Origin of the sequence: Mycolicibacterium cosmeticum (assembly GCF_000613185.1) — a bacterium.
GTDB classification, from domain to species: Bacteria; Actinomycetota; Actinomycetes; order Mycobacteriales; family Mycobacteriaceae; genus Mycobacterium; species Mycobacterium cosmeticum.
The window spans coordinates 2070995-2091856 of record NZ_CCBB010000001.1 but is presented as its reverse complement, the minus strand read 5'-3'; the positions used below and the strand labels follow the sequence as shown (position 1 = coordinate 2091856).

The 20862-nt window shown below is 68.5% G+C and carries 21 protein-coding genes and 1 pseudogene; 9 read left to right on the top strand and 13 right to left on the bottom strand.

Going from position 1 to position 20862, the window contains the following annotated elements:
• Position 1 precedes the first annotated feature (1 nt).
• Both BN977_RS09995 and BN977_RS09990 read right to left on the bottom strand, forming a co-directional pair.
• On the bottom strand, positions 2-586 hold the full coding sequence (locus BN977_RS09995) for a TetR/AcrR family transcriptional regulator (protein WP_036397404.1): 585 nt from the start codon (positions 584-586) through the stop codon (positions 2-4).
• The gene (locus tag BN977_RS09990; RefSeq protein ID WP_036397402.1) at positions 586-1008 is read right to left on the bottom strand and encodes an ester cyclase; all 423 of its coding nucleotides are present in this window, start codon (positions 1006-1008) and stop codon (positions 586-588) included. The genes BN977_RS09995 and BN977_RS09990 overlap by 1 nt, the downstream gene beginning before the upstream one ends.
• 104 nt (positions 1009-1112) lie before the next feature.
• Here BN977_RS09990 and BN977_RS09985 point away from each other — a divergent pair, with 104 nt between their 5' ends.
• The 3 genes from BN977_RS09985 (at position 1113) to BN977_RS09975 (ending at position 5727) form a co-directional block, all read left to right on the top strand.
• The gene (locus BN977_RS09985; RefSeq protein ID WP_036398834.1) at positions 1113-2222 is read left to right on the top strand and encodes an alkene reductase; all 1110 of its coding nucleotides are present in this window, start codon (positions 1113-1115) and stop codon (positions 2220-2222) included.
• A gap of 133 nt (positions 2223-2355) precedes the next feature.
• A complete protein-coding gene (locus BN977_RS09980) occupies positions 2356-3567 on the top strand; it encodes an acetyl-CoA C-acetyltransferase (RefSeq protein ID WP_024449977.1) in 1212 nt (403 codons plus the stop codon).
• A gap of 12 nt (positions 3568-3579) precedes the next feature.
• Positions 3580-5727, top strand: coding sequence for a 3-hydroxyacyl-CoA dehydrogenase NAD-binding domain-containing protein (locus tag BN977_RS09975; protein WP_036397401.1), 2148 nt, complete (start codon positions 3580-3582; stop codon positions 5725-5727).
• A gap of 53 nt (positions 5728-5780) precedes the next feature.
• Here BN977_RS09975 and BN977_RS09970 read toward each other — a convergent pair whose 3' ends face one another.
• Positions 5781-6971 carry an FAD-dependent monooxygenase gene (locus BN977_RS09970; RefSeq protein ID WP_036397399.1) on the bottom strand — a complete coding sequence of 397 codons (1191 nt, stop codon included), beginning with the start codon at positions 6969-6971 and terminating at the stop codon, positions 5781-5783.
• 76 nt (positions 6972-7047) lie between these two features.
• Between BN977_RS09970 and BN977_RS09965 the strand changes: the two genes are divergently transcribed.
• Positions 7048-7593, top strand: a complete 546-nt coding sequence (locus tag BN977_RS09965) for a TetR/AcrR family transcriptional regulator (RefSeq protein ID WP_024449974.1) — start codon at positions 7048-7050, stop codon at positions 7591-7593.
• Here the strand turns inward: BN977_RS09965 and BN977_RS09960 are convergent.
• The 5 genes from BN977_RS09960 to BN977_RS09940 all read right to left on the bottom strand — a co-directional run bounded on the left by BN977_RS09960 (position 7590) and on the right by BN977_RS09940 (position 12745).
• On the bottom strand, positions 7590-8012 hold the full coding sequence (locus BN977_RS09960; RefSeq protein WP_036397398.1) for a PPOX class F420-dependent oxidoreductase: 423 nt from the start codon (positions 8010-8012) through the stop codon (positions 7590-7592). The genes BN977_RS09965 and BN977_RS09960 overlap by 4 nt on opposite strands.
• On the bottom strand, positions 8009-8434 hold the full coding sequence (locus BN977_RS09955) for a pyridoxamine 5'-phosphate oxidase family protein (RefSeq protein WP_024449972.1): 426 nt from the start codon (positions 8432-8434) through the stop codon (positions 8009-8011). Before BN977_RS09955 ends, BN977_RS09960 begins: the two co-directional genes overlap by 4 nt.
• Positions 8435-8482: 48 nt before the next feature.
• Entirely contained in the window at positions 8483-10096 is a 1614-nt protein-coding gene (locus BN977_RS31410; protein WP_051561233.1) for a lipase family alpha/beta hydrolase, read from the bottom strand.
• Positions 10097-10251: 155 nt separating this feature from the next.
• Positions 10252-11919: a lipase family alpha/beta hydrolase gene (locus tag BN977_RS09945; RefSeq protein WP_036397396.1), complete on the bottom strand. Its 1668-nt coding sequence runs from the start codon at positions 11917-11919 to the stop codon at positions 10252-10254.
• Between the two features lie 175 nt (positions 11920-12094).
• Positions 12095-12745 (bottom strand): hypothetical protein, encoded by a 651-nt coding sequence (locus tag BN977_RS09940; protein ID WP_024449969.1) that lies wholly within the window; start codon positions 12743-12745, stop codon positions 12095-12097.
• 85 nt (positions 12746-12830) lie between these two features.
• Here BN977_RS09940 and BN977_RS09935 point away from each other — a divergent pair, with 85 nt between their 5' ends.
• Positions 12831-13820 carry an LLM class F420-dependent oxidoreductase gene (locus tag BN977_RS09935; RefSeq protein WP_036397395.1) on the top strand — a complete coding sequence of 330 codons (990 nt, stop codon included), beginning with the start codon at positions 12831-12833 and terminating at the stop codon, positions 13818-13820.
• On the opposite strand, the gene BN977_RS09930 is transcribed toward BN977_RS09935, so the two are convergent.
• A complete protein-coding gene (locus BN977_RS09930) occupies positions 13813-14181 on the bottom strand; it encodes an SgcJ/EcaC family oxidoreductase (protein ID WP_036397394.1) in 369 nt (122 codons plus the stop codon). The genes BN977_RS09935 and BN977_RS09930 overlap by 8 nt on opposite strands.
• Complete coding sequence (locus BN977_RS09925; protein WP_036398830.1) at positions 14168-14872, bottom strand: SDR family NAD(P)-dependent oxidoreductase; 705 nt, start codon at positions 14870-14872, stop codon at positions 14168-14170. The genes BN977_RS09930 and BN977_RS09925 overlap by 14 nt, the downstream gene beginning before the upstream one ends.
• A 118-nt stretch (positions 14873-14990) precedes the next feature.
• Between BN977_RS09925 and BN977_RS31795 the strand changes: the two genes are divergently transcribed.
• Positions 14991-15923 (top strand): LysR family transcriptional regulator, encoded by a 933-nt coding sequence (locus tag BN977_RS31795; protein WP_084172463.1) that lies wholly within the window; start codon positions 14991-14993, stop codon positions 15921-15923.
• Positions 15924-15965: 42 nt separating this feature from the next.
• On the opposite strand, the pseudogene BN977_RS09915 reads toward BN977_RS31795, so the two are convergent.
• A pseudogene (locus BN977_RS09915) lies at positions 15966-16931 on the bottom strand (YbfB/YjiJ family MFS transporter); the annotation flags it as partial.
• A 173-nt stretch (positions 16932-17104) separates the two neighbouring features.
• Here BN977_RS09915 and BN977_RS09910 point away from each other — a divergent pair.
• A complete protein-coding gene (locus BN977_RS09910) occupies positions 17105-17797 on the top strand; it encodes an SDR family oxidoreductase (protein WP_036397391.1) in 693 nt (230 codons plus the stop codon).
• A 68-nt stretch (positions 17798-17865) separates the two neighbouring features.
• Positions 17866-18210, top strand: coding sequence for a cupin domain-containing protein (locus tag BN977_RS09905; protein WP_036398826.1), 345 nt, complete (start codon positions 17866-17868; stop codon positions 18208-18210).
• A gap of 4 nt (positions 18211-18214) precedes the next feature.
• Here the strand turns inward: BN977_RS09905 and BN977_RS09900 are convergent, their stop codons facing one another.
• Entirely contained in the window at positions 18215-18631 is a 417-nt protein-coding gene (locus BN977_RS09900) for a DUF5313 domain-containing protein (RefSeq protein WP_024449961.1), read from the bottom strand.
• An 84-nt stretch (positions 18632-18715) separates the two neighbouring features.
• Here BN977_RS09900 and BN977_RS09895 point away from each other — a divergent pair, with 84 nt between their 5' ends.
• The gene (locus BN977_RS09895; RefSeq protein WP_024449960.1) at positions 18716-19195 is read left to right on the top strand and encodes a MarR family winged helix-turn-helix transcriptional regulator; all 480 of its coding nucleotides are present in this window, start codon (positions 18716-18718) and stop codon (positions 19193-19195) included.
• On the opposite strand, the gene BN977_RS09890 is transcribed toward BN977_RS09895, so the two are convergent.
• Positions 19192-20841 carry a DNA repair helicase XPB gene (locus BN977_RS09890; RefSeq protein WP_024449959.1) on the bottom strand — a complete coding sequence of 550 codons (1650 nt, stop codon included), beginning with the start codon at positions 20839-20841 and terminating at the stop codon, positions 19192-19194. The genes BN977_RS09895 and BN977_RS09890 overlap by 4 nt on opposite strands.
• Between the last annotated feature and the right edge of the window lie 21 nt (positions 20842-20862).

Below are 20862 nucleotides of genomic sequence, written 5' to 3'. Positions count from 1 at the left end.
CCTAGGCGTTGGGACGCCGTGCCGACTCCACCAGCGCGCGGATGGCCCAGTGCCGCACCTCTCGGGCATCGCTATCGTCCAGGCGCAGCACATCTTTGGTGACCACCATCGACTCGGTGCCGATGATCACGGCAAGGGCCCGGGTCAGCGCGGCCAGAGCGGTGGGGGTGAACTGGTGCCGGGCGGGCGCCAACGCGGCCTCGATCAGCGCGGTGCGCCGGTTCTGCCGGACGGGTACGTCGTCGGCATCGGTGCGCTGCAACGTCTGGGCCAACATCAAGCGCAGGGCAGGTTCGTTGTCGGCGATCATGTCGTGCAGGGCGGTGTCCACCATGAGTAACCGCTCGACGGGGTCGGTGCTGGCCACTCCGTCGAAGAGGTCGTCCGGGCCCGGGGTGACACCGTCGACCGGTGCCTCCACCAGCAGGGCCTCCACGCTGGAGAAGTAGCGATAAGCCGTCGCGCGGGATACCGACGCCTCGGCGGCGACGTCCTCCAGCGTGAACTTCTGGCCCTGCTTCATCAGCCGGGAGGCGGCGCGGAGCAGATCCTTGCGGGTGCGCGCGGTTTGGTTGGGACGTGCCATCAGTCCTGCGGCAGTTGGTTGATCAGCGCGGCCAGGTCGATCCAGACGTTCTCCCGGGCGATCGCGCCGTCGCCGTCGAACTGGAAGACGTGCAGCAGGCGGAACTCCAGGGGCCGACCGCGGCCGTCCAGACCGAAGGGGCGCCCGGAGGCGCGGCCGCGCCACAGGGATTCGTCGACGACGAAGTCCTCGCCGTAGAGGCGCCGGACGGTCTCGATGGAACCGTCGGAGAGGTCGGCGAACAACGTCGCGTAGAACGTGCCCGCGCTTTCCCGGCCGTGCGCAACCCCGGTGGGCCAGCCGACGACGTCGTGTTCGGCGTCGGGGGCGAGGGTGGCCAGCACCCCGTCGAGGTCGTCGCGGGCCTCGAAGGCGAAGTGCTCGTCGAGCTTGTCGTCCATCTCGGCGGGGGAGAGAGCCATGGCGGCAAACCTAATGAGATGCCAGTCTCATGTCAAGATTCGCATCTCATGTGGAACTGCGCACAGACCGGAATGAATCGCCGGCCGGTGGCGCTTACCAGCACATGGCCTTCACCCTCGCCCCCGACGCCGCCCTGCTGAAGCCGATCCGCGTCGGCGACATCGAAGCGCGGAACCGGATCTTCATGGCACCCCTGACCCGGTCCCGGGCGCAGGACGACGGCACGCCGTCGGACCTGGCGGCGCTGTACTACGCGCAGCGGGCCGGTGCCGGCGTGATCATCACCGAGGCCACCGCGATCTCCGAGGCCGCCAACGGCGCCTACATGAACACCCCCGGCAACTACACCGACCGGCATCAGGAGAAGTGGGCCGAGATCGCCGACGCGGTGCACCACGCCGGGGGCCGGATCTTCATGCAGCTGTGGCACGTCGGGCGGATGGGGCACCCGGAGGTCAACGGCGGCATCGAGCCTGTCGCGCCGTCGGCCGTCGCCGCGGACATGACCACCCACACCCCGTCCGGTAAGCAGCAGCTCGTGGTGCCCCGCGCGCTGCGCACCGACGAGATCCCCGGCATCGTCGCCGATTTCCGGGCCGCCGCCCGCCGCGCCGTCGACGCCGGCCTGGACGGCGTGGAGATCCACGGCGCCAACGGCTATCTGCTGCACCAATTCTCGTCCGACGTGGTGAACCAGCGCACCGACGCGTACGGCGGCTCCCCGGAGAACCGGGCCCGGCTGACCGCCGAGGTGGTCGAGGCCGTCGCCGACGAGATCGGCGCGGGCCGGGTCGGGTTGCGCATCTCGCCGGGAAACACCGCGGGCGACATGCGCGAGAACGACACCGTCGCCGCGTACGAGGCACTGCTGAACCGGATCGCCCCGCTGGGCATCGCCTATCTGCACGTGCTGATCGAGCCGAGCGCGCGGGAATTCGGCGTGCTGCGTGCCCTGTGGTCGGACACCCTGGTGCTCAACACCGGTCGCAATACCGGCACCGATTTCTGCCAACTGGAGAGCTACGCCGAGTGGGGCGCGGTCAGTGCCGTCGCGGTGGGCCGGGCGTTTCTGGCCAACCCCGATCTGATCGACCGGTTGTTGCTGGGCGCGGAACTCAACGAGCCGGATGTGGCCACCTTCTATGCCCCGGGTGCCGAAGGTTACATCGACTACCCCACCCTGGCTGAGCTGGAGGAACCGCGCGCGGTGTGACCGTGTAGTGGGTGATCGGGAGCCTCGGCGGGCGCCCAACCAACAGGTTGGTTTGCGCTTTTGTTAGGCTTCGCGACCAGTGGACCTGCGTCCCCACCGACGATCCCGTCACCCACCCGAAAGGGAACTACACATGTCCGAAGAAGCCTTCATCTACGAGGCCATTCGCACGCCGCGCGGTAAGCAGCGCGGCGGCGCTCTCAACGAGGTCAAGCCCGTCAACCTCGTGGTCGGCCTGATCGAGGAGATCCGCAGCCGGTACCCCGATCTGGACGAGAACCTGATCAGCGACGTCATCCTTGGTGTCGTCTCCCCGGTCGGCGATCAGGGTGGCGATATCGCCCGCACCGCCGGTCTGGTGGCCAAGCTGCCCGAGACCACCGGCGGCTTCCAGCTCAACCGGTTCTGCGCGTCCGGCCTGGAGGCCGTGAACCTGGCCGCCCAGAAGGTCCGCTCCGGCTGGGACGACCTGGTGCTGGCCGGCGGTGTGGAGTCCATGAGCCGCGTCCCGATGGGGTCCGACGGCGGTGCCTGGGCGTCCGACCCGGAGACCAACTACCGCATCGGTTTCGTCCCGCAGGGCATCGGTGCCGACCTGATCGCCACCATCGAGGGCTTCTCCCGTGAGGACGTCGACGCCTACGCGGCCCGCTCGCAGGAGCGCGCGGCGGCGGCCTGGTCGGGCGGCTACTTCGCCAAGTCCGTGGTGCCGGTGAAGGACCAGAACGGTCTGGTCATCCTGGACCACGACGAGCACATGCGGCCGGGCTCCACCGTGGAGAGCCTGGGCAAGCTCAAGACCGCGTTCGACGGTATCGGCGCGATGGGCGGTTTCGACGATGTGGCGCTGCAGAAGTACCACTACGTCGAGAAGATCAACCACGTGCACACCGGCGGCAACAGCTCCGGCATCGTCGACGGCGCGGCCCTGCTGCTCATCGGCAGCGAGAAGGCCGGCCAGAGCCAGGGCCTGACCCCGCGGGCGCGCATCGTGGCCACCGCCACCAGCGGCGCCGACCCGGTCATCATGCTCACCGGTCCCACCCCGGCCACCAAGAAGGTGCTCGACCGGGCCGGGCTGACCGTCGACGACATCGACCTGTTCGAGCTCAACGAGGCGTTCGCCTCCGTCGTCCTGAAGTTCCAGAAGGACCTGAACATCCCGGACGAGAAGCTCAACGTCAACGGTGGCGCCATCGCCATGGGCCACCCGCTGGGCGCCACCGGCGCCATGATCACCGGAACCATGGTCGACGAGCTCGAGCGCCGCGGCGCGCGGCGTGCCCTGGTCACGCTGTGCATCGGCGGCGGCATGGGCGTGGCCACCATCATCGAGCGCGTCTAGGGAGAACTGCACATGACCGAGAACACCATTCACTGGGACAAGGACGCCGACGGCATCGTCACCCTCACCCTGGACGACCCGACGGGTTCGGCCAATGTGATGAACGAGCACTACAAGGAGTCGATGCACAACGCCGTCGAACGCCTCTTCGCCGAGCAGGAGGAGATCACCGGTGTGGTGATCGCCAGCGCCAAGAAGACGTTCTTCGCCGGCGGTGACCTCAAGGCCATGATCAACATCGGCCCCGACAATGCGGCCGATGCGTTCAACGAGGTCGAGACCATCAAGCGCGACCTGCGCACCCTGGAGACCCTCGGCAAGCCCGTCGTCGCGGCCATCAACGGTGCCGCCCTCGGTGGCGGCCTGGAGATCGCGCTGGCCACTCACCACCGCATCGCCGCCGACGTCAAGGGTGTGCAGATCGGCCTGCCCGAGGTCACCCTGGGCCTGCTGCCCGGTGGCGGCGGTGTGACCCGCACGGTGCGCATGTTCGGCATCCAGAAGGCCTTCATGGAGATCCTGAGCCAGGGCACCCGGTTCACCGCGGCCAAGGCCAAGGAGGTCGGCCTGGTCGACGAACTCGTCGCCAGCGTCGACGAGCTGATCCCGGCCGCCAAGGCGTGGATCAAGGCCAACCCCGAGGGTGGCGTACAGCCGTGGGACGTCAAGGGCTACAAGATCCCCGGCGGCACCCCGTCCACCCCGGCGCTGGCGGCCATCCTGCCGTCCTTCCCGGCGCTGCTGAAGAAGCAGCTCAAGGGCGCCCCGATGCCCGCGCCGCGCGCCATCCTGGACGCCGCCGTCGAGGGCGCGCAGGTGGACTTCGACACCGCGTCGCGCATCGAGAGCCGCTACTTCACCCAGCTGGTCACCGGTCAGGTCGCCAAGAACATGATCCAGGCGTTCTTCCTGGATCTGCAGGCCATCAACGGCGGTGCCTCGCGTCCCGAGGGCATCGCCCCGGTGCCGATCAAGAAGATCGGCGTGCTGGGCGCGGGCATGATGGGCGCCGGTATCGCCTACGTGTCGGCCAAGGCCGGCTACGACGTGGTGCTCAAGGACGTCACCATCGAAGCCGCCCAGAAGGGCAAGGCCTACTCCGAGGGCATCGAGGCCAAGGCACTCAAGCGTGGCAAGACCACGCAGGAGAAATCCGACGCGCTGCTCGCCAAGATCACCCCGACCGCGGACGCGGCCGACCTCAAGGGTGTCGACTTCGTGATCGAGGCCGTGTTCGAGAGCCAGGAACTCAAGCACAAGGTGTTCCAGGAGATCGAGGACATCGTCGAGCCCAACGCCATCCTCGGCTCGAACACCTCCACGCTGCCCATCACCGGCCTGGCCAGTGGGGTGAAGCGCCAGGAGGATTTCATCGGTATCCACTTCTTCTCGCCGGTCGACAAGATGCCGCTGGTGGAGATCATCAAGGGCGAGAAGACCTCCGACGAGGCGCTGGCCCGGGTGTTCGACTACACGCTGGCCATCAAGAAGACCCCGATCGTGGTCAACGACAGCCGCGGCTTCTTCACCAGCCGCGTCATCGGCACCTTCGTCAACGAGGCGCTGGCCATGCTGGGTGAGGGTGTCGAGCCCGCCACCATCGAGCAGGCCGGATCGCAGGCCGGCTACCCGGCCGCGCCGCTGCAGCTCTCCGATGAGCTCAACCTGGAGCTGATGCACAAGATCGCCGTCGCCTCGCGCAAGGGTGTCGAGGACGAGGGTGGCACCTACGTGGCGCACCCGGCCGAGGCCGTCGTGGAGAAGATGATCGAAATCGGCCGTCCTTCACGGCTTTCCGGTGCCGGCTTCTACGAGTACGCCGACGGTAAGCGGGTCGGTCTGTGGCCGGGCCTGCGGGAGACGTTCAACTCGGGCAGCAGCTCGATCCCGCTGCAGGACGCCATCGACCGCATGCTGTTCGCCGAGGCGCTGGAAACCCAGAAGTGCCTCGACGAGGGCGTGCTCACCTCGACCGCCGACGCGAACATCGGCTCCATCATGGGTATCGGCTTCCCGCCGTACACCGGTGGCTCGGCCCAGTTCATCGTCGGTTACGAAGGACCTGGCGGGGTCGGCAAGGAGGCCTTCGTGGCCCGCGCCAAGGAGCTGGCCGCCAAGTACGGCGACCGCTTCAACCCGCCGGCGTCGCTGGAGAGCTAGTAGTTTCACGCGAATCCCCCGGAACCCGTTGCGGTTCCGGGGGATTCGTGCGTTCAGTCGGGCAGCGGCATGGTGTCGTACAGCCGCACCCCCTTGCTGTTGAGCCGGGCCAGGGACTGCGTCACCCCCAGCGGCAGCACCGTGATCAACTGCGCCAGACCGAGCAACGCGCGTACTCCCAGCCGGGATCCGGGCACCACGGTCTTGGCGTTGACCCGGGCCAGCTTGCGGGCGCCCGCCACGGGGGCGGCCATGTTGCGTTCGTAGGCGGCGAAGGCCGCCACATGATCACCATGGGCCTTCGCCAGCGCGTCGGCCAACATATAGGCGCCGTACACCGCCAGGCTGGTGCTGCCGCCGACCGCGGGCCCCGGACAGTATCCGGCGTCGCCGACCAAGGTCACCCGGCCGCGCGACCACGTCGGCATCTCGAGCTGGGTGATGGCGTCAAAGTAGAAGGCCGGCGTGTGCTCGACCTCGGCCAGCCACGTGTCCACCTCCGCCGACGTGCCCGCGAAGGCTTGCCGCAGTTGGTTTTTCTGCGCAGCGACGTCCCGGTGGTCGTAGTGGAATGCTGGCGTGTGCAGCGTGCGGAAGATGAACACCCCCCGCGCGTCGTCGAGATGGTCGGCGGTGTAGAGCAAAGCGACCTGACCGGGCGCGTAGTAACCGGTCATCACACCGTCGACGGCAAGGGACTTCGGCACCGAGACGACGGCCAGGTAGCCGCCGAGGAAATGCTCGGTCACCTTCCCGAACGCCAGTTGCCGTACCCCCGAATGCAATCCGTCGGCGCCGACGATGATGTCGAAGTGCCGCGCCGGCCCGTGCTGGAACTCGACATGGCCGTCGTCGGTGATGGCGGTGATCTGATCGCCGAACAGGTATTCGGCGTCGTCGCGCCCGGCGGCGTAGAAGATCTCGCTGAGGTCGTCCCGCATGATCTCTACGTGCCGGTCGGACATGGTGCCGACCAGTTTGACGTAGTCGACCGAAGTGGGCCGCGATGTCCCCGGCTGGTACAGGCTCAGCCTGGTGGTGCCGGTGGCACGCGCCATGACCTCGGGCAGCACGCCCATCCGGTCGGCGATCTCCATCGCGGGCCGGAACAGGTCGATGGCGTGGCCGCCGGTCTTGCGTAGCGCGGGCGCGCGTTCCACCACGGTGACGTCGATGCCGTGGCGGGCCAGCCAGTAGGCGAGCACCGGGCCCGCGATGCTGGCGCCGGAGACGAGAGCCTTCATGTCGGCCTCCTTACTTAACGGTCGGTAAGTGTACGTCGAGCAGCTTACCGCCCGTTAAGTCAGCTAGGGTGGCTACGTGACAAGGCCCCCGTCGGAGACCCGGCAGCGCATCCAGGAGGCGGCGCGCGAACTGTTCGGCCAGAAGGGGGTGCAGCGCACCAGCCTGCAGGACATCGCCGACCGGCTGGGTATCACCAAACCGGCGCTGTACTACCACTTCCGGTCGCGGGAAGACTTGGTGCGCAGCATCTTGGCGCCGCTCATCGAGGAGGGCGAGGCGTTCGTGGCCGGGCACGAACGGCTGCGCGGATCGGCGCGGACCGGGCCGCGTGAACTACTGGAGGGCTACTTCGACTTCCACTACCGGCACCGCGCCGACCTGTTCCTGATCGTCGCCGAGCTGACCACGCTGGCCGACCTGGGGCTGATCGATGTGATGCTGGCATGGCGGGAGCGGCTGGGCAAGCTGGTGTTCGGCAGCCGGCCCACGCTGGCGCAGTCGGCGCGCGCCGTCATCGCCTTCGGCGGCGTCCAGGATTGTTGCCTGCAGTTCCCGGACACCCCGTACGAATCGCTGCGCCGCGCCAGCATCGACGGCGCCATGGCCGCCCTGGGGCTCTAATTCGCGACGTCGAAGCCGGCGTGCACCTTCGTCGGGCGCACCCGCACCACCAGTTCGCCGGGGACGCCATTGCGCCGCCCGAACTCCTCGGCCCGGTCGGCGCCCATGTAGCGGCCGCCCAGCCGGGTGGCGGTGTCGAGCAGCTCGGCCGGGTCCTCGCTGAGCGTCGCCACCCCCTGCACCTGCACGAACGAGAACGGAGGCTGTGAATCATCGACGCACAGAACGACTCTGGGGTCGCGGGCCAGTGCCTTGCCCTTGGCGGTGTCCTTGCCGGTGTTGAACACCAACTCGTCACCGTCGACCAGGAACCACACCGGCGCGGCCAGCGGCCGGCCGTCGGTGCCCACCCAACCCAGCACCGCGGTGCGGGTGCCCTCGGAGAGGAACGCCACGACGCGGTCGGTCAGGGCGGTCACACCGAGCCCAGATCAGCCGAGATCCAGTGCTCGGGCTTGAGGAACACCGCGATGTTCTCCCCGTGCTCGCGGCGAGCGAACTCCAGATACGGTTCCACCTTCTCCGGAGCCAGGTAGCGCTTGGTCATCTCGACGAGTTGCTCGTCGGTGCCGGGCTCGATCCGGTCGACCGCACCGTCCACGGCGACATAGCGGACCGTGGGCTCCAGCCGCTCGGCCATCAGCGAGAAGTACCCGGCTGCCTCGATCAGCTTGTGCTTGCGGGAACCTTTCCCGGTGAGCAGCCACGGTTGGCCGCCGGGGGAGTACTGGTACCAGATCGGGACCGTCAACGGACCACGCTTGTCACCCGCGTACACCGACAGCGCGGCGATGTGCGGCTCGGCGAGAAACTGTTCGCGTTCTTCTTTGGAGAGGGCCATGGCACCAGCCTAGCCACGAATTCCAATCACCTTGCCGATCTCCGGTTTTCACGCCGCCAGGGGTGCGGAGGCGGGGGCCGGGTTGGTCCCTGGGTTGGCTTGCGGGTTGGCCGCCAGCGCACCGAGCACGGCCTCCCAGGTCGGCGCGGCGAACACGATGCCCAGGTGCCCGGCATTGAAGTCGGGATAGCGGTCTTGCAGGATGATGTTGGTGACGTTCGGCCCGTCCAGGGCCTGGTTGGTGTACGGCGTGACGATCCAGTCGTTCTTCGTGGTGATGGTCGTGTAGAGCACGCCGGGCCGGGTGTCGCCGTTGCCGTAGATCTCCTCCAGCAGCGGGGAACCGACGGCCTGCTGCAGCCAGGCCGGCCCCAGCAGGTTCATCAGGTTGAAGATCGGCCGCCCGATCACCGGGATGTTCTGGATGTAGGCCAGCCCGCTCAGATCGGCGCCGTGGTTGCCCGGCGCGATCCCGATGAACTGCGACACCTTGGCCGCCCCGTTCAGATTGTTCAGGTAGTACTCCGGGGTCATCCCGCCACCCTGGGAATGGCCGATCAGGATGACCTTCGGTGCGCCCGTCTCGGCGAGCACCCGGTCCACCTCGTCGGCGAGTTCCTGCGCGGATTCGCGGATGTCGCCCGTACCGCGCACCGGCCAGTTCGGATTGTCGGTGACGTTGCCGTAGTTGAAGGTGAACACCTTGTAGCCGGCGTTGGCCAACACCGGTGCACCGACGCTCCAGTTGAAAGGCGCGTTGGCGGCCGTCCCGGCGATCAGGATGATCGGCAGCGGATGCGCCGCGGTGAGCGGGATCGACGGATCGTTGGCCCCGGCCGGCGGCTTGTTCACGTTGAGGTAGCCGAGCAGGTCGCCGACGCCGAAGGTGACCTTGAACCGCCCGGGGCTGGTGGTGTCGGCGTCCAGCGGGGTGCCGGTCAGCAGCTTGCCCGCGGTCGCCGCCGTCCCGGCGATGGCATTGGCCACGTGGTACGGCACGCCGAAGAACGGCTTGGGTCCGATGGTGGCCGCCGCGGCGGCGGCCAGGTTGTTCACCACGGTGGCGGCGAGCAGGGCGACGTCGTTGGCCAGTCCGGTCATCTGCCGGACGAACTGGACGGCCTGCCTGACCGGGTTGGGTGCCGTCGCGGTGGCCGACGGCGCGACCGACGGAGTGGCCAGTTTCAGGGTGACGGCCGAAGCGGTGCCGGCGGCGACCGCCGAGGTCTTCTTGGTGGTTGTGGCGGCGGCCTTCGGGGCCGGTGTGTCACCGGCTGCGGTGCCGGACTCGGTGTCGGACTTGGCGTCCGGCTTCGAGTCCTGCTTGGTGTCGGGCTTGGTATCTGGCTTCGTATCTGGCTTGGTATCCGGCTTGGTTTCGGGGGCGCTCGCCTGGCCCGTGGCGTGCTTGCGCGTGCCGCGCGGCTTCTTGACCGGCTTGTCCGGGTCGGGCGTATCGGCCTTCCCGGTCGCCGGCTTGTCCACCGACGTGGTCGGCTCGGCCGGCTTCGGGTCGGGCTTGTCGGGTTTATCGGTGGAGGTGCCGGACTCGGTGCTGCCCTGTGACGACCCGCCCGACGTGGTGTCATCGGCGTACGCGACACCGGCGGTCAGCCACAGCATGGCGGACGCCCACAACGTGACGAGCAGTGCCGCCGTCACCCGATACGTCCGCGCGCCAACACGATTCAACGACACTGACTGCCTCCCCGACCCCGAATGGTGAAACCCCCGGTACGGGTTATAGCGGACGATTCGGGCCGGCCGCGGGCTTTTCGTGTAACAAATGGCCGTTCATGTCAATTTGGTGGCCGGTGTCAGGCGGCCAGCGCGGTGGCGGACAGGGGAGTGGCCCCAGGGTTGGCTTCGGGGTTGGCCGCCAGCGCGCCGAGCACGGCGTCCCACGTCGGGGCGGAGAACACGATGCCCAGGTGTCCCGCGTTGTAGCCCGGGTACAGATCCTGCAGCACGATGTTGGTGACGTTCGGCCCGTCCAGCGCCTGCTGGGTGTAGGGCGTCACCACCCAGTCGAACTTTGACGAGATGGTCGTGTACAGCACGCCCGGCCGGGTATCGCCGTTCCCGTACACCTCCTGCTGCAGCGACGATCCCATGGCCTGCTGGGTCCAGGCGGCGCCGAACAGGTCGACGATGCGGAACAGCAGCGGCCCCAGCACCGGGATGTTCTGCACGTAGGTCAGGCCGTTCACGTCGGTGCCGTGGTTGCTCGGCGCGATCCCGATGAGTTGGGACACCTTGGCGGCCCCGCCCAGATTGTTGATGTAGTACGACGGCATGATGCCCCCGCCCTGGGAATGCCCGATCAGGATCACCTTGTCGGCGCCGGTCTCGTCGAGCACCCGCTGCACCTCGTCGGCGAGTTGCTGTGCGGACTTGCGGATGTCGGCGGTGGCCTGCACCGGGAAGTTCGGATCCGTGGTGGTGTTGCCGTAGTTGAACGTGTAGACCTTGTAACCGGCGTTGGCCAGTACCGGCGCGCCGACGCCCCAGTTCACGCCCTGGGTGGCGGTGGTGCCGTTGAGCAGGATGATCGGCAGCGGGTGCGCCGGAGTGACCTTGATGGTCGGATCATTGGCTCCCGCAGGCGGTTTCACCGGGTTGAGCCACGCCAGGAGATCACCGACGCCGTAGTCGACCTTGAACGGTCCCTCGCTGGTGGCGTCCAGCGGGGTGCCGTCGAGCAGCTTGGCCGCGGTGGCGGTGGTGCCGGCGACGACCCTGGCGATGTTGTAGGGCACCCCGAAGAACGGCTTGGGACCGATGGCGGTCGCCGCGGCGGCGGCCAGGTTGTTCACCAGCGACACGGCGATGAGCGCCAGATCGTTGGCCAGGCCCACCATCTGCCGGACGAATTGGGTGGCCTGTTTGATCGGGGTGGGCACGGCCGCGGTGGCCGCCGGCGCGACCGACGGACTGACGACCTTGAGTGCGGTCGGGACCGCGGCGCGATCGGCGGTCGCGGTGGCGACGGTGACGGCCTTCGCCGTGCTCGCCGTCTTGACCGAAGTTCGTGGAGTGTCGGCACTTTCGTCCGGTGAGGTCGCCGGGGCAGGACCGGGCTTGGTGTCGGCCTTCGATTCCGTTGTGGCCTTGGACGGTGCGGTTGACGTCGCGGTGTGCTTGCGGGAGCCGCGGGCCGGCTTGGGTGTATCGGTCTTGTCCGGTTTGTCGGCCTTGGCCGGCTTGTCGGGCTCGGCCTCGGCCGTGCCGCCCGGCTTCGGGTCGGTGCCCGGTGTCTCCGGCTTGTCGGCGTTGTCGGTCTTGTCAGCCTTGCCGGGTTTGTCGGTCTTGCTGGACGCGGCGTCGCCGCCCGACTGCGCACTGCTCGCCGACGAGCCCGCGTTCGAGGTGTCGTCGGCGTGGGCCACCCCGCCGGCCATCCACATCGTCGCCAACGCCCACAACACCGTGCACAACGCCGCCACTGCGCGCCGCGGCAGAGCATGACCGTGCTGCACCGACATCCGACCCCCCACCCGATAAGCGATACCAGCGGTCCTGTGTATACCGAACCGAGGCATGTCCGCGTGGGGTTTTCGGCCGACCGCTACGGGGTGGGGTACCGGCAATGCCGATACCGGCTGAAAAAAGACCGCCGGCCAGGAACCGAGGTTCCTGGCCGGCGGGCGAAAAGCAGGATCAGATGCAGGGCCGGAAGAACACGAACTTCACCGGCAGGCAGTTCTGGAAGAGCTTGGGCATGCCGATCTTCGGCAGCCCCACCTTGGGCAGGCCGACCTTGGGCATCTCGGGCAGCCCGATCTTCGGCGACGGGAGTGCCTGCGCGGCGTTGGCGATGGCGCCCATCGCGTCCATCGGGGCGGCTGCGGTCTTCGCCAGGTTGACGCCACCGCCGGCCCCACCCAGGAACTGGCCGGCGAAGTACAGCGCGTCGGCGGTATCGCTCAACCCGCTGGCGACACTGGTCGGCACGTCGATGGCCGAGTTCACCACGCTGAACACGTCCTTGGTGGCCTGGACGCCCGACGGCAAACCGGCGTACTGCTGGCCGATCTGGTAAGCCTGGCCCCACTGCTCGGGGGTGACCTGGGCGCTCATCGGCGCCTGCGCCTTGCCGAGCGCGGCCGACAGCGCGTTGCGGCACTCACCGGTGGCGCCGTCGCGAACCTCGCTCTTCTTGCAGTTCGAATCGACGCAGTTGCCGTTGAAGGTGGTCTGTCCCTCGGCGCACTCGGCCGAACTCGGCGCCGCGGTGATCACCGAAACCACAGCCAGTGGTGCGAAGGCAGCCGCCACGGCCGCCGCATAGCGGCGTGTCGAGTTGGTCATGGCCAGTCCTCACCCTTAGATGTAGCGAACAATTTCCTCAGAGTGTAGACGAGATAACAAATCCGTGGGCCTACAGTTTGAAGGCATGCGCTTCGGACTCTTCATCCCGCAAGGCTGGCGTCTCGATCTCGTCGGCATCCCCACCGAGCGGCATTGGCCGGTGATGAGCGAACTGGCTGCTCACGCCGATGCCGGGCTGTGGGATTCGGTGTGGGTCTATGACCATTTCCACACCGTCCCGGTGCCCACCGACGAGGCCACCCACGAGGCCTGGTCGCTGATGGCGGCGCTGGCCGCGACCACCGGCCGGGTCAAGTTGGGCCAGATGTGCACCGCCATGAGCTACCGAAATCCGGCCTACCTGGCAAAAGTCGCCGCCACCGTCGACGTGATCTCCGGCGGGCGCACCCAGATGGGTATCGGCGCCGGATGGTACGAGCACGAATGGCGGGCCTACGGCTACGGCTTCCCGTCGGCCGGCGAACGTCTGGGCCGCCTCGACGAGGGCGTACAGATCATGCGCGACGCCTGGCGCGACGGCCGGGTCACCTTCGACGGCAAGCACTACCAGGTGAACGACGCCATCGTCGCCCCGAAACCGCTGCAGCCCGGCGGGTTGCCGTTGTGGATCGCCGGCGGCGGGGAGAAGGTGACGCTGAAGATCGCGGCCAAATACGCGCAGTTCACCAACTTCAGTTCGGCCCCCGAGGACTTCGCCCGCAAATCGCAGATCCTGGCCGAGCACTGCCGCACCGTCGGCACCGACTACGGCGCCATCGTGCGGTCGGCCAACTTCAACGCCGTGCTCGGCGACTCCGAGTCGGACGTGAAAGACCGGCTGGCCCGCATCCGGGAACGCCAGGTCGGTGCGGCCGACGAGGCGGCCGTCGACGCGATGCTGGCCAATGTGTCCTCACCCGACTCGGCCACCGGCACCCCCGAGCAGGTCATCGAACGGCTCCGGCGGCTACGCGACCTCGGGTGTGAGTACGCCATCCTGTACTTCCTCGAGGCCGCGTACGACCGGTCCGGTATCGAATTGTTCGAGCGTGAGGTCATTCCCGCGCTCAGCTAGGCACGGCGCTGACCTGGTACTGCTGGATCCGCCAGCCGTCGCCGGTGTGGATCACCACCACCCCGAGCATCAGCGGGATCATGGTGCCGTCCGCGCGGGTGAAGTCGGCGCGGCCGTAACCGAGCAGCACCCCGTCGGCCGGCCGGCGGACCTCCTCGACCCGGTAGGTCACCGTCAGTCCCTGCGGCTGACCGTCGTAGTAGGCGAACACCCCGTCGCGGCCCACGGTGTACGGGTGCAGGCCCTGGAACACGGCGTCGTCGGTGAACACCGCGGCCACCCGGGCCGGGTCGTGCGCGTCGATCCCGGCCTTCCACTCGTCGAGGACGTCGCGCACGATGCCGTGATCAGTGCCCGGCATTTTGACCACCGTCGACGTGCAGGATCTCGCCGGTGACGAATCCCGCGTTCTCCAGATACAGCACGGCGTCCACCACATCGTCGAGCGTGCCCAGCCGGCCCACCGGGTGCAACCCGGCCAGGAAATCGTGGGTCTCCGGCTGGTGCATCGGGGTGTCGATGATGCCGAGCGCCACCGCGTTCACCCGCACACCGCGTTCGGCGTATTCGACGGCCAGCGATTTGGTGGCGGCGTTCAGGCCGCCCTTGGTCAGCGCGGCCAGCACGGCGGGCACCCGCTTGTCGGCCTGGTCCACCAGGCTGGTGGAGATGTTCACGATGTGCCCACCGTCCTTGAACACCGTCAGCGCCGCGCGGGTCAGTTCGAAGAAGCCGCGCAGGTTCACGCCCGTGATGGCGTCGTAGTCGGCGTCGGTGTACTCGGTGAACGGCTTGGAGATGAAGATGCCCGCATTGTTGACGACGGTGTCGACCCGGCCGAACCGCTCGATGGCGGCGTCGATCACCTGTTGGCCGACGCCGGGCCTGCCGATGTCGCCGGCCACCGTCAGCACCATCGGATCATCGCTGTCCGTGATGCTGCGTGAATTGGCGACGACGGCATAACCGAGCTTGCGGTAGCCGGCCACCAGCGCTTCGCCGATGCCCTGGGATGCGCCGGTGATGACCGCTACGCGGGGTGAGGTGTTCATGTTCATGCCTTTCTGTTGGTCCGATGCCTTGCTCAACACGGCGGCCGCGCGCGTCATGTCCGCTGCTCAGGACGGGATTTCTCGCTCGTGAGAGGAAATGCCTACTACGCTTTTGCAGGTGGAACTGCGCCAGTTGCGGTACTTCGTCACCGTCGCCGAGGAGCTGAACTTCGGCCGCGCCGCCGAGCGGCTGCGCATCGCCGGTCCGTCGCTGTCCCAGCAGATCAAGGCGCTGGAGCGGGATCTCAAGGTGCAGCTGTTCGACCGGGACCGGCGCTCGGTGGCGCTCACCCCGGCCGGCGCGGCGCTGGTGGCCGATGCCCGGGCGCTGATCGACCAGGCCGACGCATTACGAAGGCGCGCAACCGGATTGGCGGTGTCGGACCCGGTGCGCATCGGCTGCGTGAACTGGTGCCCCACCGATTGGGCCGAGCGTGCGGCCGGTGTGGCGCAACTGCGGGTGGACACCTGGGTGATGCCGTCGCACACCCAGGCCGCGCGAGTGGCCGACGGGGCGCTGGACCTGGCGATCTGCTGGGTGCAGAACGACGACCTCGAGGAGCTGTCGTTGCAGGCCAGCCTGCTCGGGGTGGACCGGCTGGCCGCCCTGTGTCCGGGCACCGACGAATCCCCGGTCTCCGCCAAAGACGTTGTCGTGCTGGTGGATACGGATACCGCCAGCTGGTCGTCGTGGAACCGCTACGCCGAGCGGTTCGCCGCCGACACCGGGGCCCGGGTGATGCGCACCGACGACGGCGGTGTCACCGGACCGACGTTCTTCGAACATGTCCGCCGGCTGGGCCGTCCCGTGCTGATCAATCCGCGCGGCCAGCACGACCAGGAGCCGCGCGGCCTGGTGCGGCGGCCGGTGGTCGGTCCCACACCGCTGTGGACGTGGTCACTGGTGTGGCGGGCCGGTGAGGACCGGCCGGCCGTGCGAGCCGTCATCGACGAATTCACACGTGATACAGGCCCGCTGGGAGTGGCTGACCCGGATACCTGGCTGCCTGCCGAGGATCCACACCGCGGCGGTGGCCAGCGCGGCCAGTGACACCACGAGCGCGGAGGTGACCAGCGCCGGCCGGTAGCCACCGTCCAGCAGCGGCGCCACCACCAGCGGGCCGGCGATCTGCCCGACCGAGTAGCCGACGGTCAGCAGCGCCACCGCGCCGCGGACCCCGAGGAGCCGGCCCTCGGCCACCGCAAGCACACTGACTCCGATGAAGGTCCCGCCGAACAACAGCGCGCCGACCAGGCTGGCCAATCCGCTTCCCTGGCAAGCGAGTCCGATACCGGCGGCTTGCAGCGCCAGCGCCGCGGTGAGCATCGCGGGCTGACCGTAGCGCTTGCCGAGACCGGCCCACGCCGCCGCCGACGGGATGACGGCCAGCCCGACCACCAGCCACACACTGTTGCCCAATGGGCCGGGGGAGTGTTGGGCGACCGCGGCCACCAGGAAGGTGCCGGCGATGATGTAACCGATGCCCTCGGCCGTGTAGCCGGCGAACAACAGCACGAAGCGTGCGGTACCCGCCCGGTGGACGGGTGCGTGGCCGTCCCCGGTCGCGACCGGGAGTTGTCGTGGCCGCACCCACCACCCGGCCGCGCTGAGCGCAGCGGCCAGGGCGGCCGCCGACCACCACGCCGCCCGCCACCCGGCGGTGGGCAGCGCGAGCACCAGCACCGCCGACAGCGCGATACCGGCGCCGACACCGCCGAACCCCCAGCCCACCCTCTCCGGTAACCGCTCCAGCAGGGTGTTGACCGCGACCACGAACACCACCGCGCTGGCGAAGCCGGCCACCGCGCGCAACCCGGCCCAGCCGAACAGGTTGAGCGTCAACGGCATTGCGGCCAGGCTCGCGACGATCGCCACCAGCGACACCCGGCATGCCAGTCCGGAGCGGGCCAGCCGCGGCGACAGCGTCGTCGCCACCGCGCCACCCAGGTAGCCGACGTAGTTGGCGGTGGCCAGCTGCCCCGCGCCGTGCGCGGTGATGCCGGACTGGGCCGTCATCAACGGCAGGATGGGCGTGTAGACGAACCGGCCGACGCCCATCGCGGCAGCGAGCGCGGCCGCGGTGGGCAGCACCGCCGTATGCAGATGTCGTGGCATCGTCTCATCGTCGGGTGCCACCGGCTTCCCCGGCCAGGACCGGATCGCTCACAGCTGGAAGGCAATTCCTCACACCGGCCGGGATTTCACCGGGTGCCGTCCGCGTTGACGGCGGTATGACTGAGAACATCACGGCGCTGGTGACCGGCGCCAACCGCGGGCTCGGCAAGCAGCTCGCCACCGAATTGGTCGCGCGGGGAGCGAAAGTGTATGCCGCCGCGCGGCGCCCGGAAACCGTCGATCTGCCCGGTGTCATCCCGGTGCAGCTGGACATCACCGACCCCGAGTCGGTGCGGCGGGCCGCCGACATCGCCTCCGATGTCACCGTGCTGGTGAACAACGCCGGGGTGTCCACCCGGGCCAACCTGCTGACCGGTCCCATCGACGACGTCCGGCTGGAAATGGAGACGCACTACTTCGGCACGCTGAACGTCATCCGGGCCTTCGCGCCCATCATCGAACGCAACGGGGGCGGCGCGATCCTCAACGTGCTGTCGGTGCTGTCGTGGGCGCACCCGCCGACCTCGGGGGCGTATGCCTCGGCGAAGGCCGCCGCCTGGGCGCTCACCGACGCCGTGCGCACCGAACTGGCGCCGCGCGGGGTGACCGTATCGGCGCTGCACGTCGGATACATGGACACCGACATGGTCAGCTACGTCCCGGCCGACCAGAAGATCGATCCCGCGGTGGTGGCGCGGCAGGCCGTGGCCGGGCTGCTGGCCGGCGAGCCGGAGATTCTGGCCGACGAGATCACGCGCAATACCAAGGCGGCGCTGTCCAACTCACCTGGCGAGCCGGCTGCGGGGTGACGATCGAATTCCGGGCAATAACTGCTTCTCCGGTGCACGACGATCCCGAAGTGGAAACATCGGGTGTCATGGAGAAGATCTCATTGACCGCCCTCGCGCGCCAGGAATTGGCGACGGCCCGGTCGGCCAGCAGCGGGCGCAGCGCACACACCGTGTACGGCGGGCATGAACACGCGCTCCGGCAGACCCTGATCGCGCTGACCGAGGGCAACGGCCTGGATGAGCACGAGAGCCCGGGCGAGGCGACACTGCAGGTGCTCGAGGGACGGGTGCGGGTGAACAATGCCGAAGCCGGCTGGGAAGGCTCGCCGGGCGATCACATCGTGATCCCGCGGACCCGGCACAGCCTGACGGCACTGGCCGATTCGGTGGTGCTGCTGACCGTCGTCAAACCGGTCGGCCCGCACGTCTGAGGAGTCAGAACGGGCTGGAGTTCGCCTGCCACCTGGCCGATTCCGGGCGGGCACCGTAGCGGCGGGCATAGTCCTCGTGCAGGCGGGCATTGCGCTCACGGTTGGCCACATCCACCAGGTTGGGGTCCAAGCCGTGCTGGGCCAGCCGGTGCCTGCGCCAGATCTTGTTGAGCACGAACGCCATCACCACGGCCCAGAAATAGATGGGCACTGTCATCTCCAGGTGCACGTACAACGAGGCGGGTAGCAGCCACAGCGGGGCCAGGATGAGCAGCGGCGGAATCGAGTACCGGATCATGTGCCGGCGGATCGCGCCGGGGCCGGTCAGGTCGGCGGCGACGAATTCGCGCATCGAATCCGGCAGGCGCCGCCCGTAGGCGTACGCGAGGTACTGCAGCGGGGCGGGGCGGGACACGGCCATGGTGGCTCCTGGGGGATGCTGCCGACGATTCTATTTAGATAGTACGCTAATCATTAGTGTGCTATCTAGCTGTATGCTGTGAGCATGCCCACCGTGACCGAAGACGTCGACCCCCTCGCCCTGGAACGTCAGGTGTGCTTCGCGCTGGCGGTGACCAACCGTGCCGTGCTGGCCGTGTACCGGCCGCTGCTGGAACCCCTCGGGCTCACCCATCCGCAGTACCTGGTGATGCTGGCGCTGTGGGACAACGCCAACGCCGACGGGCCCGCGCTGTCGGTGAAGCAGATCGCCGCCCTGCTGCAGATGGATCCGGCGACGACATCGCCCATGCTGAAGCGGCTCGAGGCGCTCGGCCTGATCACCCGCACCCGCAGCAGCGCCGACGAGCGCACCACCCACGTCACCCTGACGGCCGAGGGCACCGCCCTGCGCCGGCGCGCGCTGGACATCCCGCCCGCCGTGGTGGCGCGCCTCGGTGTCGAACTGTCCGAACTGGAGCACCTGCACACGGTGCTCACCCGGATCAACGCGGCGGCGGTGGCCGCGGGGGCGCTGCCCGACTAGATCGCCGGGCCCAGCAGGTCGTCGGCGTCCTTGATGATGTACCCGTAGCCCTGCTCGGCGAGGAACCGCTGCCGGTGCGCGGCGTACTCGGCGTCCAGGCTGTCACGGCTCACCACCGAATAGAACACCGCGCCGCCGCCGTCGGCCTTCGGGCGCAGCAGCCGGCCCAGGCGCTGCGCCTCCTCCTGGCGGGACCCGAATGTCCCCGAAACCTGAACGGCCACAGAGGCTTCCGGGAGGTCGATGGAGAAGTTCGCGACCTTGCTGACCACCAGTGTGCGGATCTCGCCGCGCCGGAACTGGTCGAACAACGCCTCCCGTTCGGCGTTCTTGGTCGACCCCTGGATCACCGGCGCGTTCAGCTCTTCGCCGAGTTCGTCCAGCTGGTCCAGATAGGCGCCGATCACCAGCGTCGGCTCGTTCGGGTGCCGCTCCAGGATCGACTTCACCACCGCGATCTTGGTGTGCGCCGTCGAGCAGAGCTTGTAGCGTTCCTCCGGTTCGGCGGTGGCATAGAGCATCCGCTCGTTGTCGGTCATGGTGACCCGGACCTCGATGCACTCGGCGGGCGCGATCCAGCCCTGCGCCTCGATGTCCTTCCACGGTGCGTCATACCGTTTCGGGCCGATCAGGCTGAACACGTCGCCTTCGCGGCCGTCCTCCCGGATCAGCGTCGCGGTCAGCCCCAGCCGGCGCCGGGACTGCAGATCGGCGGTCATCCGGAACACCGGCGCGGGCAGCAGGTGCACCTCGTCGTAGATGATCAGGCCCCAGTCCCGGCTGTCGAACAACTCGAGGTGCTTGTACTCACCCTTGGTGCGCCGGGTGATCACCTGATAGGTGGCGATGGTGACCGGGCGGATCTCCTTGCGCTCACCCGAGTACTCGCCGATCTCGTTCTCCGTCAACGACGTTCGTGCGATCAGTTCACGCTTCCACTGCCGCCCGGCCACGGTGTTGGTGACCAGGATCAGCGTCGTCGCCCCGGCCTTGGCCATCGCGGCGGCGCCCACCAGCGTCTTGCCGGCACCGCACGGCAGCACCACCACGCCGGAGCCGCCGGCCCAGAACGAATCGGCGGCCATCTCCTGATAGTCGCGCAGCTCCCAGCCGTCCTGGTCCAGGGTGATCGGGTGCGCCTCGCCGTCCACGTAGCCGGCGAGGTCCTCGGCGGGCCAGCCGATCTTGAGCAGCATCTGCTTGACCCGGCCGCGTTCGCTGCCGTGCACGATCACCGTGTCGTCGTCGATGCGGGCGCCCAGCATCGGGGCGATCTTCTTGTTGCGCAGCACTTCTTCGAGCACCGCGCGATCCAGGCTGACCAGGGTCAGGCCGTGGGCGGGATGCTTGACCAGCTGCAGCCGGCCGTACCGGGCCATGGTGTCGACGATGTCCACCAGCAGCGGCTGGGGCACGGCATACCGCGAGAAGCTGACCAGTGCGTCGACCACCTGCTCGGCGTCGTGCCCGGCCGCGCGGGCGTTCCACAGCGCCAGCGGGGTGATGCGGTAGGTGTGGATGTGCTCGGGGGCGCGCTCCAGCTCCGCGAACGGGGCGATGGCGGCGCGCGCCGCGCCGGCGAGTTCGTGGTCGACCTCGAGCAGCACGGTCTTGTCCGACTGGACGATCAGCGGGCCCTCAGTCATGGGGGTGGCCCTCGGCGGTAT

Bases quoted from the DNA above. Each gene is read 5' to 3' on its own strand.
- BN977_RS09995 (WP_036397404.1), bottom strand. From the start codon at position 586: ATGGCACGTCCCAACCAAACCGCGCGCACCCGCAAGGATCTGCTCCGC.
- BN977_RS09990 (WP_036397402.1), bottom strand. From the start codon at position 1,008: ATGGCTCTCTCCCCCGCCGAGATGGACGACAAGCTCGACGAGCACTTC.
- BN977_RS09985 (WP_036398834.1), top strand. From the start codon at position 1,113: ATGGCCTTCACCCTCGCCCCCGACGCCGCCCTGCTGAAGCCGATCCGC.
- BN977_RS09980 (WP_024449977.1), top strand. From the start codon at position 2,356: ATGTCCGAAGAAGCCTTCATCTACGAGGCCATTCGCACGCCGCGCGGT.
- BN977_RS09975 (WP_036397401.1), top strand. From the start codon at position 3,580: ATGACCGAGAACACCATTCACTGGGACAAGGACGCCGACGGCATCGTC.
- BN977_RS09970 (WP_036397399.1), bottom strand. From the start codon at position 6,971: ATGAAGGCTCTCGTCTCCGGCGCCAGCATCGCGGGCCCGGTGCTCGCC.
- BN977_RS09955 (WP_024449972.1), bottom strand. From the start codon at position 8,434: ATGGCCCTCTCCAAAGAAGAACGCGAACAGTTTCTCGCCGAGCCGCAC.
- BN977_RS09945 (WP_036397396.1), bottom strand. From the start codon at position 11,919: ATGTCGGTGCAGCACGGTCATGCTCTGCCGCGGCGCGCAGTGGCGGCG.
- BN977_RS09940 (WP_024449969.1), bottom strand. From the start codon at position 12,745: ATGACCAACTCGACACGCCGCTATGCGGCGGCCGTGGCGGCTGCCTTC.
- BN977_RS09935 (WP_036397395.1), top strand. From the start codon at position 12,831: ATGCGCTTCGGACTCTTCATCCCGCAAGGCTGGCGTCTCGATCTCGTC.
- BN977_RS09930 (WP_036397394.1), bottom strand. From the start codon at position 14,181: ATGCCGGGCACTGATCACGGCATCGTGCGCGACGTCCTCGACGAGTGG.
- BN977_RS09925 (WP_036398830.1), bottom strand. From the start codon at position 14,872: ATGAACACCTCACCCCGCGTAGCGGTCATCACCGGCGCATCCCAGGGC.
- BN977_RS09910 (WP_036397391.1), top strand. From the start codon at position 17,105: ATGACTGAGAACATCACGGCGCTGGTGACCGGCGCCAACCGCGGGCTC.
- BN977_RS09905 (WP_036398826.1), top strand. From the start codon at position 17,866: ATGGAGAAGATCTCATTGACCGCCCTCGCGCGCCAGGAATTGGCGACG.
- BN977_RS09900 (WP_024449961.1), bottom strand. From the start codon at position 18,631: ATGGCCGTGTCCCGCCCCGCCCCGCTGCAGTACCTCGCGTACGCCTAC.
- BN977_RS09895 (WP_024449960.1), top strand. From the start codon at position 18,716: ATGCCCACCGTGACCGAAGACGTCGACCCCCTCGCCCTGGAACGTCAG.
- BN977_RS09890 (WP_024449959.1), bottom strand. From the start codon at position 20,841: ATGACTGAGGGCCCGCTGATCGTCCAGTCGGACAAGACCGTGCTGCTC.